Origin of the sequence: Rhodococcus aetherivorans (assembly GCF_011058165.1) — a bacterium.
In the GTDB taxonomy this organism is placed as follows: Bacteria; Actinomycetota; Actinomycetes; order Mycobacteriales; family Mycobacteriaceae; genus Rhodococcus; species Rhodococcus aetherivorans.
On record NZ_JAALEG010000117.1, the window covers coordinates 1 to 15709 of the forward strand.

Below are 15709 nucleotides of genomic sequence, written 5' to 3' on the forward strand. Positions count from 1 at the left end.
CGAGACCCCCGAGCCCGCGACGACCGAGCCCGCGACGACCGAGCCCGCGACGATCGAGCCCGCGACGACCGAGTCCGCGACGACCGAGTCCGCGACCACCGGGCCCGCGACGACCGGGTCCGAGCCGTCCGCGACCACCGCGCCGCAGGCGCCCACACCGGCCCCGGTGGAGCCGGCCGGGAAAGCCCCCACGGCTTCCGGGTCCGAGACGGCCCGCAAGAGCGCTCCCGGCCTGCGCACGCCGGCACCGGTCGAGGACGCCGGAGCGGAGCGGGAGCCGGGGGAGCAGCCCGGCGGCACCGTCGCGCGCGGCAGCTGGCGCCCGGTGGCGATCCTCGGCGGTGCCGCGGTCGCACTCGGTGCGTTCGCCGCGGTCGCTGCCGCCCGTCCCGGTGCGACGGTGAGCAACGAGGCGTGGGTCGACAGCGCCGCGACGGCGGAGGTCACCGCTGCCGCCGGCCATGCGATCGAGACGATGCACGGCTACAACCACGAGACGATCGACCAGGACTTCGCCGAGATCCGCGAGGTCCTCACCCCGCCGATGCGGGAGGAGTTCGACCTGACCGCGGAGGTCACCAAGCAGGCCGCGGTGCAGACGCACACCGCGACGGAGGTGCGGATCGACCACATCGGTGCGTCGATGCTCGACGACGACCGCGCCGAGGTCGCGGCGTTCATCAGCGTCAGCGCGACGGGCGACGCGGTCGCCCAGGGCAGTGCGTCGGCGCCGCTGCTGGTGCGGATGGAGAGGATCGACGGCAAGTGGCTGGTCTCCGAGATCCGGGACCGGTGACGGACGTTCCGACGGGACAATCGGCCTGGTTGCTCTTGACGCGGGCGGCGTGAGCGGTCACTCTATCGGTACGCACGCACGAATACGCGTCCTGGGCGCCCGGGGTCGGGCGCTTCTTTTCGTGCCGTCGCTCGACATCTGCGACTTTTGGGTGTAAGTTCGGACTTTGCGCTGGCTGCCTCCTGTCCATCCTTCGACCGCATCGCCGGGAGCGTTGCCCTTCGGGGCTCGTTCCGCCGACTTCGTGGTGGGGTTGTCGTTCGGGTTGCGACCAGCGATAACGCCCCACATGAAGAAGCAGGTACAGCGGCGGTCGCACCGGTTGGAGCGGCCCGCGTGAGGTGCTGGAAGGACGCATCTTGGCAGTCTCTAGCCAGACCAAGGCAGTTGCCGGAATCCCCGGAGCCCCGAAGAGGGTGTCGTTCGCGAAGATTCGCGAACCTCTCGAAGTCCCTGGGCTCCTCGATCTACAGACAGATTCCTTCGAATGGCTGATCGGCTCGGAGCGCTGGCGCGCGCTCGCTGCCGAGCGCGGTGACGGCCCCGTCGTCGGTGGCCTCGAGGAGATCCTGGCGGAGCTCTCTCCGATCGAGGACTTCTCCGGGTCGATGTCCCTGTCCTTCTCCGATCCGCGCTTCGACGAGGTCAAGGCCTCGGTCGAGGAGTGCAAGGACAAGGACATGACGTACGCGGCGCCGCTGTTCGTCACTGCCGAGTTCATCAACAACAACACCGGCGAGATCAAGAGCCAGACGGTCTTCATGGGTGACTTCCCGATGATGACCGACAAGGGCACCTTCATCATCAACGGCACCGAGCGTGTCGTCGTCTCGCAGCTGGTGCGCTCCCCGGGCGTGTACTTCGACCGCGCGGTCGACAAGAGCACCGAGAAGGACCTGCACAGCGTCAAGGTGATCCCGGGCCGCGGCGCGTGGCTCGAGTTCGACGTCGACAAGCGCGACACCGTCGGCGTGCGGATCGACCGCAAGCGCCGCCAGCCGGTCACCGTGCTGCTCAAGGCCCTCGGCTGGACCAACGAGCAGATCGTCGAGCGCTTCGGCTTCTCCGAGATCATGATGTCCACCCTCGAGAAGGACAACACGGCCGGCACCGACGAGGCGCTGCTCGACATCTACCGCAAGCTGCGCCCGGGCGAGCCGCCCACCAAGGAGAGCGCGCAGACCCTGCTGGAGAACCTCTTCTTCAAGGACAAGCGCTACGACCTGGCGCGCGTGGGACGTTACAAGATCAACAAGAAGCTGGGCCTGAACGCCGGCCAGCCGATCGAGGCGTCGACCCTCACCGAGGAAGACATCGTCGCCACGATCGAGTACCTGGTGCGCCTGCACGCGAGCGAGACCACCATGACGGCGCCCGGCGGCGTCGAGGTTCCCGTCGAGGTCGACGACATCGACCACTTCGGCAACCGTCGCCTGCGCACCGTCGGCGAGCTCATCCAGAACCAGATCCGCGTCGGCCTGTCCCGCATGGAGCGCGTCGTCCGCGAGCGGATGACCACCCAGGACGTCGAGGCCATCACGCCGCAGACGCTGATCAACATCCGTCCCGTCGTGGCCGCGATCAAGGAGTTCTTCGGAACCTCCCAGCTGTCGCAGTTCATGGACCAGAACAACCCGCTGTCGGGCCTGACCCACAAGCGCCGCCTCTGGGCGCTCGGCCCCGGTGGTCTGTCCCGTGAGCGGGCCGGCCTCGAGGTCCGCGACGTCCACCACTCGCACTACGGCCGCATGTGCCCGATCGAGACGCCGGAAGGCCCGAACATCGGCCTGATCGGCTCCCTGTCGGTGTACGCGCGGGTCAACCCGTTCGGTTTCATCGAGACCCCGTACCGCAAGGTCGAGGGCGGCATCGTCACCGACCAGGTCGACTACCTGACCGCCGACGAGGAGGACCGCCACGTCGTGGCGCAGGCCAACTCGCCGGTCGACGCCGACGGCCGCTTCACCGAGGAGCGCGTCCTCGTCCGCAAGAAGGGCGGCGAGGTCGAGTTCGTCGCGGCGACCGAGGTCGACTACATGGACGTCTCGCCGCGGCAGATGGTGTCGGTGGCCACGGCCATGATCCCGTTCCTCGAGCACGACGACGCCAACCGTGCCCTCATGGGTGCGAACATGCAGCGTCAGGCCGTGCCGCTGGTGCGCAACGAGGCCCCGGTCGTCGGTACCGGCATGGAGCTGCGTGCCGCCGTCGATGCCGGCGACGTCGTCGTCACCGAGAAGTCGGGCGTGATCGAGGAGGTCTCGGCCGACTTCATCACCGTGATGGCCGACGACGGCACCCGTCGCACCTACCGGCTGCGCAAGTTCGACCGCTCGAACCAGGGCACCTGCTCGAACCAGCGGCCGATCGTGGACGAGGGCCAGCGCGTCGAGTCCGGCCAGGTCCTCGCCGACGGCCCCTGCACCGAGAACGGTGAGATGGCGCTCGGCAAGAACCTGCTCGTGGCGATCATGCCGTGGGAAGGCCACAACTACGAGGACGCGATCATCCTGTCGCAGCGCCTCGTGGAGGAGGACGTGCTCACCTCGATCCACATCGAGGAGCACGAGATCGACGCCCGCGACACCAAGCTCGGTGCCGAGGAGATCACCCGCGACATCCCCAACGTCTCCGACGAGGTCCTCGCGGACCTCGACGAGCGCGGCATCGTGCGCATCGGTGCCGAGGTGCGCGACGGCGACATCCTCGTCGGCAAGGTCACCCCGAAGGGCGAGACCGAGCTGACCCCCGAGGAGCGGCTGCTGCGCGCGATCTTCGGCGAGAAGGCCCGCGAGGTGCGCGACACGTCGCTGAAGGTGCCGCACGGCGAGACCGGCAAGGTCATCGGCGTCCGCGTGTTCTCGCGCGAGGACGACGACGATCTGCCCCCGGGTGTCAACGAGCTGGTCCGCGTGTACGTGGCGCAGAAGCGCAAGATCCAGGACGGCGACAAGCTCGCCGGCCGGCACGGCAACAAGGGCGTCATCGGCAAGATCCTCCCGCAGGAGGACATGCCGTTCCTGCCCGACGGCACCCCGGTCGACATCATCCTCAACACCCACGGTGTTCCGCGTCGTATGAACATCGGCCAGATCCTCGAGACGCATCTCGGCTGGATCGGCAAGGCCGGCTGGAACGTCCAGGTGGCCGGGGACGGTGAGCGTCCGGAGTGGGCGAAGAACCTGTCCGACGACATGCTCGCCGCCGAGCCGAACACCAACATCGCCACCCCGGTGTTCGACGGTGCCCGCGAGGACGAGCTGACGGGCCTGCTGGGCTCCACGCTGCCGAACCGCGACGGCGAGGTCATGGTCGGCCCCGACGGCAAGGCGACGCTGTTCGACGGTCGCTCCGGCGAGCCGTTCCCGTACCCGGTGTCGGTCGGCTACATGTACATCATCAAGCTGCACCACCTGGTCGACGACAAGATCCACGCGCGTTCGACCGGCCCGTACTCGATGATCACCCAGCAGCCGCTCGGTGGTAAGGCGCAGTTCGGTGGCCAGCGCTTCGGTGAGATGGAGTGCTGGGCCATGCAGGCCTACGGTGCGGCGTACACGCTGCAGGAGCTGCTCACCATCAAGTCGGACGACGTGGTGGGCCGCGTGAAGGTCTACGAGGCCATCGTGAAGGGCGAGAACATCCCGGAGCCGGGCATCCCCGAGTCCTTCAAGGTGCTCCTCAAGGAGCTCCAGTCGCTGTGCCTGAACGTGGAGGTGCTGTCCAGCGACGGCGCGGCCATCGCGATGGCCGACGGCGACGACGAGGACCTCGAGCGGGCGGCGGCCAACCTGGGCATCAACCTTTCCCGCAACGAGTCGGCCACGGTCGACGACCTCGCGAACTAGGAGCCGACCCGATGAGATACGCCCCGCTCAGCCGGCGCGTATCTCATCGGGCCCCGGCAGCGATAGCGACAACTAGCAGCAACAAAACCCGTAAAGGGGAAAGGAAGTTACGTGCTCGACGTCAACTTCTTCGATGAACTCCGCATCGGCCTGGCCACTGCGGAGGACATCCGCAACTGGTCGTACGGCGAGGTCAAGAAGCCGGAGACCATCAACTACCGCACGCTCAAGCCCGAGAAGGACGGCCTCTTCTGCGAGAAGATCTTCGGCCCCACCCGGGACTGGGAGTGCTACTGCGGCAAGTACAAGCGTGTCCGCTTCAAGGGCATCATCTGTGAGCGCTGCGGCGTCGAGGTCACTCGCGCCAAGGTGCGTCGTGAGCGCATGGGCCACATCGAGCTCGCCGCGCCGGTCACGCACATCTGGTACTTCAAGGGTGTGCCGAGCCGCCTCGGCTACCTGCTCGACCTGGCGCCGAAGGATCTCGAGAAGATCATCTACTTCGCCGCGTACGTCATCACGGCGGTGGACGACGAGCTGCGCCACAACGAGCTCTCGACCCTCGAGGCCGAGATGGAGGTCGAGAAGAAGTCCGTCGCCGATCAGCGCGACGCCGACCTCGAGGCCCGCGCGCAGAAGCTCGAGGCCGACCTGGCCGAGCTCGAGGCGGAGGGTGCCAAGTCCGACGTCCGCCGCAAGGTCAAGGACGGCGGCGAGCGCGAGATGCGTCAGCTGCGCGACCGCGCCCAGCGCGAGCTGGACCGGCTCGAGGAGATCTGGAACACCTTCACCAAGCTCAAGCCGAAGGACCTGATCGTCGACGAGCTGCTCTACCGCGAGCTGCAGGACCGCTACGGCGAGTACTTCACCGGCGCGATGGGTGCCGAGTCGATCCAGAAGCTCATCGAGAACTTCGATATCGACGCCGAGGCCGAGTCGCTGCGCGAGACCATCCGCAGCGGCAAGGGCCAGAAGAAGCTGCGCGCCCTGAAGCGACTGAAGGTCGTCGCGGCGTTCCAGCAGTCCGGCAACTCGCCCATGGGCATGGTTCTCGATGCGGTGCCGGTGATCCCGCCGGAGCTGCGTCCGATGGTGCAGCTCGACGGTGGGCGCTTCGCGACCTCCGACCTGAACGACCTGTACCGCCGCGTCATCAACCGCAACAACCGCCTCAAGCGACTGATCGACCTCGGCGCCCCCGAGATCATCGTCAACAACGAGAAGCGGATGCTGCAGGAGTCCGTGGACGCGTTGTTCGACAACGGCCGTCGTGGCCGGCCGGTCACCGGCCCGGGCAACCGTCCGCTGAAGTCGCTGTCCGACCTCCTCAAGGGCAAGCAGGGCCGGTTCCGTCAGAACCTGCTCGGCAAGCGCGTCGACTACTCCGGCCGTTCGGTCATCGTCGTCGGCCCGCAGCTCAAGCTGCACCAGTGCGGTCTGCCGAAGCTGATGGCGCTCGAGCTGTTCAAGCCGTTCGTGATGAAGCGCCTGGTCGACCTGAACCACGCGCAGAACATCAAGTCCGCGAAGCGCATGGTCGAGCGGCAGCGCCCGCAGGTGTGGGACGTCCTCGAAGAGGTCATCAACGAGCACCCCGTGCTGCTCAACCGTGCTCCTACGCTGCACCGCCTCGGTATCCAGGCGTTCGAGCCGCAGCTCGTCGAGGGCAAGGCCATCCAGCTGCACCCGCTCGTGTGTGAGGCGTTCAACGCCGACTTCGACGGTGACCAGATGGCCGTGCACCTGCCGCTGTCCGCGGAGGCGCAGGCCGAGGCCCGCGTCCTGATGCTGTCGTCGAACAACATCCTGTCGCCGGCGTCGGGTCGTCCGCTCGCCATGCCGCGTCTGGACATGGTGACCGGTCTGTTCCACCTGACCCGCCTGGTCGAGGACGCGCCGGGCGCGTACCGGCCGGCTACCGACGACGAGCCGGAGCAGGGCGTGTACTCGTCCCCGGCCGAGGCCATCATGGCCGTCGACCGCGGCGTGCTCTCGGTGCAGGCCCCGATCAAGGTGCGCCTGACGCGGCAGCGCCCGCCGAAGGACGTCGAGGCCGAGCTGTTCCCCGACGGCTGGAACTACGGTGACGGCTGGACCGTGCAGACCACGCTCGGTCGCGTGCTGTTCAACGAGCTGCTGCCGGTGAACTACGGCTTCGTCAACGACGTCATGCCGAAGAAGCGTCAGGCCGCGATCATCAACGATCTGGCCGAGCGCTACCCGATGATCGTCGTCGCGCAGACCGTCGACAAGCTCAAGGACGCCGGCTTCTACTGGGCCACCCGCTCGGGTGTCACCGTGTCGATGGCCGACGTGCTGGTGCCGCCGGAGAAGAAGGAGATCCTCGAGCGCTACGAGGCGTCCGCGGATCAGCTCGAGCGCAAGTTCGCTCGTGGTGCCCTCTCGAAGGAGGAGCGGCGCGACTCGCTCGTCAAGCTGTGGCAGGAGGCGACCGAAGAGGTCGGTCAGGCCATGGAGGCGCACTACCCGGACGACAACCCGATCCCGACGATCGTGAAGTCCGGCGCCGCGGGCAACATGACCCAGATCCGCTCGCTCGCGGGCATGAAGGGTCTGGTGACGAACCCGAAGGGTGAGTTCATCCCGCGCCCGATCAAGTCCTCGTTCCGTGAGGGCCTGACCGTGCTCGAGTACTTCATCAACACCCACGGTGCCCGTAAGGGTCTGGCCGACACCGCGCTCCGTACCGCCGACTCGGGTTACCTGACCCGTCGTCTGGTCGACGTGTCGCAGGACGTCATCGTCCGCGAGACCGACTGCGGCACCCCGCGCGGTATCGAGATGGTCATCGCCGAGCCCGAGCGCGACGGCGAGGGCAACGAGACCGGCCGCTTGGTGCGCGACGCCCACATCGAGACCAGCACGTACGCCCGTACGCTGGCCACCGATGCGGTCGACGCGGACGGCAACGTCGTCGTCACCCGGGGCAGCGACCTCGGCGACCCGGCGATCGAGGCCCTGCTGGCCGCCGGCATCCGGAAGGTCAAGGTCCGCTCCGTGCTGACCTGCGACACCGGCACCGGCGTGTGCGCCACCTGCTACGGCCGCTCGATGGCGACCGGCAAGCTCGTCGACATCGGCGAGGCCGTCGGTATCGTCGCCGCGCAGTCGATCGGTGAGCCCGGTACGCAGCTGACGATGCGTACGTTCCACCAGGGTGGCGTCGGTGAGGACATCACCGGCGGTCTGCCGCGAGTGCAGGAGCTGTTCGAGGCCCGCGTCCCGAAGGGCAAGGCGCCCATCGCCGACGTCTCCGGCCGCGTGCGCCTCGAGGACGACGACCGCTTCTACAAGATCACCATCGTCCCGGACGACGGCGGCGAGGAGGTCGTGTACGACAAGCTGTCGAAGCGTCAGCGTCTGCACGTGATCCGCAAGGCGAACGGCACCGAGGGCATCCTCGCCGACGGCGACCACGTGGAGGTCGGTCAGCAGCTCCTCGAGGGTGCTGCCGATCCGCACGAGGTGCTGCGTGTCATGGGTCCGCGTCAGGTGCAGGTCCACCTCGTGAACGAGGTTCAGGAGGTGTACCGCAGCCAGGGTGTGTCGATCCACGACAAGCACATCGAGGTCATCGTGCGCCAGATGCTGCGTCGCGTCACGATCATCGACTCGGGTTCGACGGAGTTCCTGCCCGGTTCGCTGGTCGAGCGCAGCGAGTTCGAGGCTTCCAACCGGCGGGTCGTCGCCGAGGGCGGCGAGCCGGCTGCCGGTCGTCCCGTGCTCATGGGTATCACCAAGGCGTCGCTGGCCACCGATTCGTGGCTGTCGGCGGCGTCGTTCCAGGAGACCACTCGCGTGCTGACCGACGCGGCGATCAACTGCCGCTCGGACAAGCTGATCGGTCTGAAGGAGAACGTGATCATCGGCAAGCTGATCCCGGCCGGCACCGGCATCAACCGGTACCGGAACATCCAGGTGCAGCCGACCGAGGAGGCCCGCGCGGCCGCGTACGCGATCCCGTCGTACGAGGATCAGTACTACTCGCCGGAGGGCTTCGGCCAGAACACCGGCGCTGCGGTTCCGCTCGACGATTACGGTTACTCCAGCGACTACCGGTAGATCCGTCGCCGCGGCCGGGAAACCGGCTGCGGCCCGGCTCTCTGCCGTGGCCACGAAGGTCCCGCCCTCTTCTCTTCGGGGGCGGGGCCTTCCTGGTTTCCGGGGTGGGCGTCACGGCCGCGCCGGTCGTCGGCTAGTTTGGGTAGGCACTCCTAACAACCCGAAGGGAACGCCTGTGCCGTCGACCCGAATCCCGAGGCTGCTCGCCGCAGCCGGACTCGCTCTCACGTTCGTCCTGACCGCGTGCTCGTCGGGGAGCGACGAGGCCGGCGAGTCGTCGTCCGCGGCCGGAGGCGCGTTCCCGGTCACGATCGAACACGCCCTCGGCAGCACGACGCTCGACGGCGAACCCGAGCGGGTGGTCACGTGGGGCTTCGGCAGCACCGATGCCGCGCTCGCGCTCGGCGTCGTGCCCGTTGCCATCCCGGCCCAGTCCTACGGCGGCGACGCGCAGGGGGTGCTGCCGTGGATCGGGGACCGGCTCGCCGAGCTGGGCGCCGAGACACCGGCCGTCCTGCCGAACGACGGCACGGACGTGCCGGTGGAGCAGATCGCGGCGGCGCGGCCGGACGTCATTCTCGCCAACTACTCCGGGCTCACCCGGGAGCAGTACGAGACGCTGAGCCGGATCGCGCCGACCGTCGCGTACCCGGACGAGCCGTGGGCCACCCCGTGGCGCGACGTCGTCGCCACCGTCGGGCAGGCGCTCGGCAGATCCGGCGAGGCGGCCCGGCTGATCGCCGACACCGAGGCCACCATCGCGGAGAAGGCGGAAGCCTATCCGCAGCTGCGGGGCAGGACCGTCGCCGCGGTGTGGGACACCGGCGACACCTTCTACGTCTACAAGCCGGCCGACTCGCGCGTGGAGTTCCTCACCGACCTCGGTCTGGTGAGCGCACCCAGCGTGGCCGAGCTGAGCACCGACGAGTCCAGCTTCTACTTCACCCTCAGCTTCGAGGAGGCCGGCAAGCTCACCAGCGACATCCTGCTCTCCTACGCCGACGACGCCGCGGCCCAGGAGCGCACGCTCGCCCAGCCGTGGGCGCGGACCATGGGGCAGGTGACCGACGGTCGGGTCGCGAAGGTCAACGGCACCGAGCTCATCGCCGCTGTGTCGCCGCCGACCGTGCTGTCGCTGACGTGGGGCATCGACGCCTATCTCGAGGCGCTCGCCGCCGCGGCCGAGTAGGGCGATTCCCGGTCGGCGTCCCGGTCAGCGCGGGATGTGGAAGTCGACCAGGGCCGCACCACGCGGGCCCAGGTCGTGCCACGGCCCCCGCACCGCCAGCACCGCCACCGCGGAGGTCGGGAACTTCTCGATGATCTGACGGGCGGCGTCCGAGTCGTGGTCGTCCGAGAGCAGCAGCGTCGTCGCGGACAGGACGGGCTCGTGGCCCACCACGAGCAGGGTCGACACGTCGTCCGGGACCTGGCGGATCGCGTCGACGATCTTCCCCGGCGTGGCCTCGTAGAGGTCGTCGAGGATCTCCGTGGGGACCTCGACGGCGGCCTCCGCCAGGGTCTTGCGGGCGCGCGTCGCGCTCGAGCACAGCACGGCGTCGATCGGGGGCTGGTGGGCCCGCAGCCAGCGTCCGGCGAGGCCGGCCTCGCGTCGTCCCCGTGGGGCAAGGGGGCGCTCGTGATCGGCGACGCCGTCCGGGTACGCGGACTTCCCGTGCCGCAACAGGATCAGGGTGCGGGTCATGGGTTCACCCTAGGTGGTCAGGGTCACCGGCGGCCGACGCGTGCCACCGCGCGCACCTCGTCGCCGACCGTGAACCACAGGGTCAGCGCGTCGGTCTCGTGACGGGCGCGCAGGACCAGCGCGTCGCCGGCGACGACCGGTCGAAGGTGCTCGATCACCGCACGGTACGGCGCGGTCTGCAGCTCCGGCCGGCCGGCCAGGTGCTCCTCGATGCCGTGCCAGTAGGCGGCGTTGTTGACGTGGTCGAACGGGTCGATGTCGGTGGCCCGTAGCGGGAAGGCCGTGCCGGCGTCGGCGTCGTCGGACGGCGTGGGCGGCAGCCATGCCCGCCATCGCAGCCGGGTGTCCTCCGCATGGCGGGCCATGTGCTCCCAGAGCCGGTCGCTGATCCGGGCCGGCATCCCGTTGGTGGGCCCGATGTTGATCCAGAACGCCGAGGTGTCGATGAGGGCGTCGCCGGTGCCGTCGAGCCGCACGCGGACGTTGGCCCATCGCGTGGACAAGGCGTCGCACCACCGGCGCAGTTCGAGTTGTTCGCGGAAGCGGGCCGGCCGGTGCACGTCGACGACGGTGCGGCGCACGATCCACAGCGGGTCGGTGGCGGTGGCGTCGACGGCGTCGAGGTTGTCGGTGCCGATGTCCTGCAGGTAGCGGGCCACGCCGTCGAGACGGAGCCGTTCCCGGTTGTCGACGTCGCCGGTGCGCACCGTGCGCGTGGACCGGAACGCGTCGTCGGGCGGGGGCGCGGCCCCGAGGGGCTGCGCCAGCGCGTCCTCCGCCGCGGACTTCTCCGGTGCCGGTTTCGCGGCCGTGTCCGAACCCATTCGTCCCCCTGCTCGTCGTCGGCCCCTGCCGATTCTGACAGCTGCGGGGCAGGGCTGCAGCGAATCTTGCGAGGGGCGAGACATCGAGGCTACAGTGGAGTTAACTGTTACCGGATGTCACATGAAATCCGGTCCCGGCTCTTCGAGGACACGACATGGCCTATGTGATCACCCAGACGTGCTGCAACGACGCGAGCTGCGTCGCCGTGTGCCCGGTGAACTGCATCCATCCCACGCCCGAGGAGCGGGAGTTCGCGCAGACCGAGATGCTGCACATCGACCCGCAGGCCTGCATCGACTGCGGCGCGTGCGCGGACGCCTGCCCGGTCGAGGCGATCTTCCCGGAGGACCGGCTCACCGAGGCTCAGGCCCGGTTCAAGGACATCAACGCCGACTACTACACGGCGCACCCGATGCCCGAGAACTGGATCCCGCTGACACCCGTCCCGGCCCCGCCGCGGGGGCAGGGCACCCTGCGCGTGGCGGTCGTCGGTGCCGGTCCGGCGGCCTGTTACGCCGCGCAGGAACTGCTCGAGCGCTCGAACGTCGAGGTGGACATGTTCGACCGGCTCCCCACCCCCTGGGGACTCGTCCGCAGCGGTGTCGCACCCGACCACCCCGGTACCAAGGCCGTCACCGAGTCGTTCGAATGGTCGTTCCGCCGCGACGCGTTCGCCCTGCACCTCGACGTCGAGGTCGGCCGCGACATCGACCACGCCGAGCTGCTCGCCCATCACCACGCCGTCGTCTACGCGACCGGGGCGTCCGCCGACCGCAACCTCGGCATCGCCGGCGAGGACCTTCCCGGCAGCCACGCCGCCACCGAGTTCGTCGCCTGGTACAACGGTCACCCCGATTACGCCGACCGGGTCTTCGACCTCTCCGGCGAACGCGCGGTCGTGGTCGGCAACGGCAACGTCGCCCTCGACGTCGCCCGCATCCTCACCATGGACGTCGACGAGCTGGCCCGCACCGACATCGCCGATCACGCCCTCGAGGCGCTGCGCCGGAGCAACATCCGCGAGGTCGTCCTGCTGGGCCGCCGGGGTCCGGCCCAGGCGGCCTACAGCAACCCCGAGTTCCTCGCCCTCGGCGATCTGAACGGCGTCGACGTCGTCGTCGACGAGACCGAGCTCGAGCTCGATCCCGCCAGCGCGGCGCTCGCCGCCGCCGACCCGGCGGTCGCGATGCGCATGCGGCTCGCGCGCGAGTACGCGCGCCGCGAGCCCCGGCCGGGGAACAAGCGCATCGTGTTCCGCTATCTCGTGTCGCCCACCGAGATCGAGGGCACCGAACGGGTCACCGGACTGCGCGCGGTACGCAACGACCTGATCGCCGGCGACGACAGTGCGCTCGTCGCCCGGCCCGCCGGGCAGGCCCTGCACCTCGACGCGCAGCTGGTGCTGCGCTCGATCGGCTACCGCGGGGTCCCCCTCCCGGGAGTGCCGTTCGACGAGCGACGGGGGATCGTCCCCAACGAGGGCGGGCGGGTCACCGCCGCCGGACCCGGCGTGTACGTCACCGGGTGGATCAAGCGCGGTCCGAGCGGCGTGATCGGAACCAACAAGGCGTGCGCCAAGGAGACGGTCGCGGCCCTGCTCGCCGACTTCGACGCCGGCCGGCTCGCGCGTCCGGCCGGTGGCCGGCGGGAACTCGATCGCCTGCTCGGGCAGCGGCGGCCCACCCGGGTGGGCCTGAGCGGATGGCACGAGATCGACGGGGCCGAGCGGGCGGCCGGCCGCGCCGCCGGCCGGCCGCGCGTCAAGCTGACCGACCGCGCCCGCCTCACGGAGACCGCGGCCGGGCGGCCGCGGCCGGGGCGAAGCCTGCTGCGTCTGGTGCGCCGATAATCGGTTGGGGCTCCGCCTGCGTCGGGACTAGTATCTTTCGGCGGTGCCCGGCACCGCCCGCGGCGACGTCCGCCGGGGGAGCGCAGGCCGGGATGTCGATCCGCCGCGCTGTCGGGGCGCGCGCTGGTCGCCGGGCACGTCGAGGGTGACACGCGGCTCGCGCCGAGATCGTCGTCGCCGCACGGTACGACGTGGTGCCCGGCCCCCTCGATCCCATCCTGGCAGGTCTGCCTGCCATCGCGCCTCGAGAGGACCGACCCATGACAGCCCCCCATGCGGGCCCGGCCGCCGCGCCGGCGAGCGACAAGCTCGACGCGGCAGTTCTGAAGATCGCGTCGGTGGTGGTGCTCGGCGCCATCATGTCGATCCTCGACGTGACGGTCGTCTCCGTCGCCGTGCCGACGTTCATGGAGGACTTCGACTCCAGCTACGCGACCGTCGCGTGGACGATGACCGCCTACACGCTGGCGCTGGCCAGCGTGATTCCGCTCACGGGCTGGGCCGCGGACCGGTTCGGCACCAAACGGCTGTACCTCGCCGCCCTCGTCCTGTTCGTCGCCGGGTCCGTGCTGTGCAGCATGGCGTGGGACATCACGTCGCTCATCGGGTTCCGCGTGGTGCAGGGTCTGGGCGGCGGCATGCTCATGCCGCTGGGCATGACGATCATGACCCACGCCGCGGGACCGCACCGGGTCGGCCGCGTGATGGCGGTGCTCGGCATCCCGATGCTGCTGGGCCCGATCGGGGGCCCGATCCTCGGCGGCTGGCTGATCGACACTGCCAGCTGGCACTGGATCTTCCTGATCAACCTGCCCATCGGCGTCGTGGCCCTCGTCGCCTCCGTGCTGATCCTGCCGAAGGACCGCCCCAGCCGGTCCGAGTCCTTCGACTTCGTCGGCATGGCGCTCCTGTCGCCGGGCCTGGCGCTGTTCCTGTTCGGCGTCTCGTCCATCCCGGAGGTCGGCACCGTCGCCGCGACGCGGGTCCTCGTGCCGGGCGCGATCGGCGCCGCGCTGATCGTCGCGTTCGTGTTCCACGCCCTGCGTGCCCGGAACCCGCTCATCGACCTGTACCTGTTCCGCAACCGCCAACTGACGTTCGCGGTGCTCACCATGTCGGTGTTCGCGATCGCGTTCTTCGGCGCAGGACTGCTGTTCCCCAGCTACTTCCTCCAGGTGCGGGGCGAGTCGACCCTGGCGGCGGGCATCCTGCTCGCGCCGCAGGGCCTCGGCGCCATGCTCACCATGCCGGTCGCCGGCCGGCTCGTCGACCGGATCGGACCCGGGAAGATCGTGCTCGTCGGCCTGACCCTCGTCACGCTCGGCATGGCCGTCTTCACGCAGGTGGGCACGGACACGTCGTACGTGCTGCTGCTCGGTGCGCTGTTCGTCATGGGCATGGGCATGGGTGCCACGATGATGCCGACGATGACGGCCGCGCTGCAGACGCTGACCCATCAGAGCGTGGCCCGCGGGTCGACGCTGATGAACATCGTCCAGCAGGCCGCCGGCTCCGTGGGCACCGCGACCATGTCGGTGATCCTGAGCAGCCGCCTGGCGACCCCGGCGGGGGCGCCCGAGGGCGGCGGGCAGATGGACCCGGCAGCTCTGGAACAGCTGCCCGCACCGGTGCAGGAGTCGATCCTCACCTCGCTCGCGGACGCGTTCGCGACCACGTTCCTCGTCGCGACCGTCCTCATGGCCCTCGCGGTGATCCCGGCGCTGTTCCTGCCGCGCACGCGCGTCAAGCATCCGGCCGGGGAGGGACTGCAGCCGGTGGCCGTCCACTAGCCGGCCGTCCGGAGGGGGCCGTGACGTACGTCGCGGCCCCCTCTCCGTGTCTGCGGCTAACCTCGTTCCGGCAGCACGACGGCGACCCGAACGGACGACCCAATGAGCATCGAACCCACCCACCGAGGCCCCGCCGCGACGGACGAGGCACCCGGACAGCCGCGTCTGTGCCGGCGCGCCCTCTTCGGCGGTGCCGGTGCGGTCGCGGCCGCCGCAGTCCTGTCCGCGTGCGGTGCCGAGGCCGACCAGAGTGGCGCCGACGGCACCTCCGCCGCACCGACCACGCCGCCTGAGCCCGGTCCGGACGCCGCGGTCGTGGCTGCCGCGGCCGACATCCCGGTGGGCAGCGGCGTCCTGTTCGCCGACAAGCGTCTCGTGGTGACGCAACCCGTCGCCGGGGACTACCGGGCGTTCGTCGCGCTGTGCACCCACTCGGGCTGCAACATCACCGGCGTCGAGGCCGACGAGATCGTCTGCGACTGTCACGGCAGCCGGTTCCGTCTGGACGGGACCGTGAGCAAGGGGCCCGCCCGCAAGCCGCTCAAGGCGCGTCCGGCCGCGGCCCGCGGTGCGGACGTCGTCGTCGACTGATGCGGGCGATTCGCTGAGCGGGCGGGCGGCGGCGGAGTAGATTCGACCGCGACATCATCATTGAAGTGCGGACCGGCGAGGGGACCCGATGGTGCGCAGGGGGCCGTTGATCACGTTGGCGGCGGTGGTGGTGCTCGCCGCGGTCCTGCTCGCGGTCAACGTCTCCAAGGAGGACGGCGGCCCCACGCCCGCCCCCGGCCCGGCCGCCACGTCCGCGCCGGC

9 protein-coding genes are annotated in these 15709 nt (G+C 69.8%); 7 read left to right on the forward strand and 2 right to left on the reverse strand.

The window, feature by feature from the left end; translation table 11 throughout:
- The 4 genes from G6039_RS27570 to G6039_RS27585 form a co-directional block, all read left to right on the forward strand.
- Nucleotides 1-796 (forward strand): hypothetical protein (locus G6039_RS27570; RefSeq protein WP_206531397.1); only part of this gene is annotated, 796 nt, incomplete at its 5' end.
- A 341-nt stretch (nt 797-1137) separates the two neighbouring features.
- Nucleotides 1138-4644 carry a DNA-directed RNA polymerase subunit beta gene (gene rpoB, locus G6039_RS27575; protein ID WP_338148587.1) on the forward strand — a complete coding sequence of 1169 codons (3507 nt, stop codon included), beginning with the start codon at nt 1138-1140 and terminating at the stop codon, nt 4642-4644.
- Nucleotides 4645-4755: 111 nt separating this feature from the next.
- Nucleotides 4756-8727: a DNA-directed RNA polymerase subunit beta' gene (locus G6039_RS27580; protein WP_043800598.1), complete on the forward strand. Its 3972-nt coding sequence runs from the start codon at nt 4756-4758 to the stop codon at nt 8725-8727.
- 175 nt (nt 8728-8902) lie between these two features.
- Nucleotides 8903-9916 (forward strand): iron-siderophore ABC transporter substrate-binding protein, encoded by a 1014-nt coding sequence (locus tag G6039_RS27585; protein WP_235194090.1) that lies wholly within the window; start codon nt 8903-8905, stop codon nt 9914-9916.
- A gap of 24 nt (nt 9917-9940) precedes the next feature.
- Here G6039_RS27585 and G6039_RS27590 read toward each other — a convergent pair whose 3' ends face one another.
- Complete coding sequence (locus G6039_RS27590) at nt 9941-10432, reverse strand: SixA phosphatase family protein (protein WP_006931286.1); 492 nt, start codon at nt 10430-10432, stop codon at nt 9941-9943.
- A 23-nt stretch (nt 10433-10455) separates the two neighbouring features.
- Nucleotides 10456-11256, reverse strand: coding sequence for an acyl-[acyl-carrier-protein] thioesterase (locus G6039_RS27595; protein ID WP_006931283.1), 801 nt, complete (start codon nt 11254-11256; stop codon nt 10456-10458).
- Between the two features lie 155 nt (nt 11257-11411).
- Here G6039_RS27595 and G6039_RS27600 point away from each other — a divergent pair, with 155 nt between their 5' ends.
- The 3 genes from G6039_RS27600 to G6039_RS27610 all read left to right on the forward strand — a co-directional run bounded on the left by G6039_RS27600 (nt 11412) and on the right by G6039_RS27610 (nt 15487).
- Nucleotides 11412-13106: an FAD-dependent oxidoreductase gene (locus G6039_RS27600; RefSeq protein WP_043800595.1), complete on the forward strand. Its 1695-nt coding sequence runs from the start codon at nt 11412-11414 to the stop codon at nt 13104-13106.
- A 260-nt stretch (nt 13107-13366) separates the two neighbouring features.
- The gene (locus tag G6039_RS27605) at nt 13367-14896 is read left to right on the forward strand and encodes a DHA2 family efflux MFS transporter permease subunit (protein WP_043800593.1); all 1530 of its coding nucleotides are present in this window, start codon (nt 13367-13369) and stop codon (nt 14894-14896) included.
- Nucleotides 14897-14998: 102 nt separating this feature from the next.
- The gene (locus G6039_RS27610) at nt 14999-15487 is read left to right on the forward strand and encodes a QcrA and Rieske domain-containing protein (RefSeq protein ID WP_029545047.1); all 489 of its coding nucleotides are present in this window, start codon (nt 14999-15001) and stop codon (nt 15485-15487) included.
- Nucleotides 15488-15709: the final 222 nt, after the last annotated feature.

Bases quoted from the DNA above. Each gene is read 5' to 3' on its own strand.
- G6039_RS27590 (WP_006931286.1), bottom strand. From the start codon at position 10,432: ATGACCCGCACCCTGATCCTGTTGCGGCACGGGAAGTCCGCGTACCCG.
- G6039_RS27595 (WP_006931283.1), bottom strand. From the start codon at position 11,256: ATGGGTTCGGACACGGCCGCGAAACCGGCACCGGAGAAGTCCGCGGCG.
- G6039_RS27600 (WP_043800595.1), top strand. From the start codon at position 11,412: ATGGCCTATGTGATCACCCAGACGTGCTGCAACGACGCGAGCTGCGTC.
- G6039_RS27605 (WP_043800593.1), top strand. From the start codon at position 13,367: ATGACAGCCCCCCATGCGGGCCCGGCCGCCGCGCCGGCGAGCGACAAG.
- G6039_RS27610 (WP_029545047.1), top strand. From the start codon at position 14,999: ATGAGCATCGAACCCACCCACCGAGGCCCCGCCGCGACGGACGAGGCA.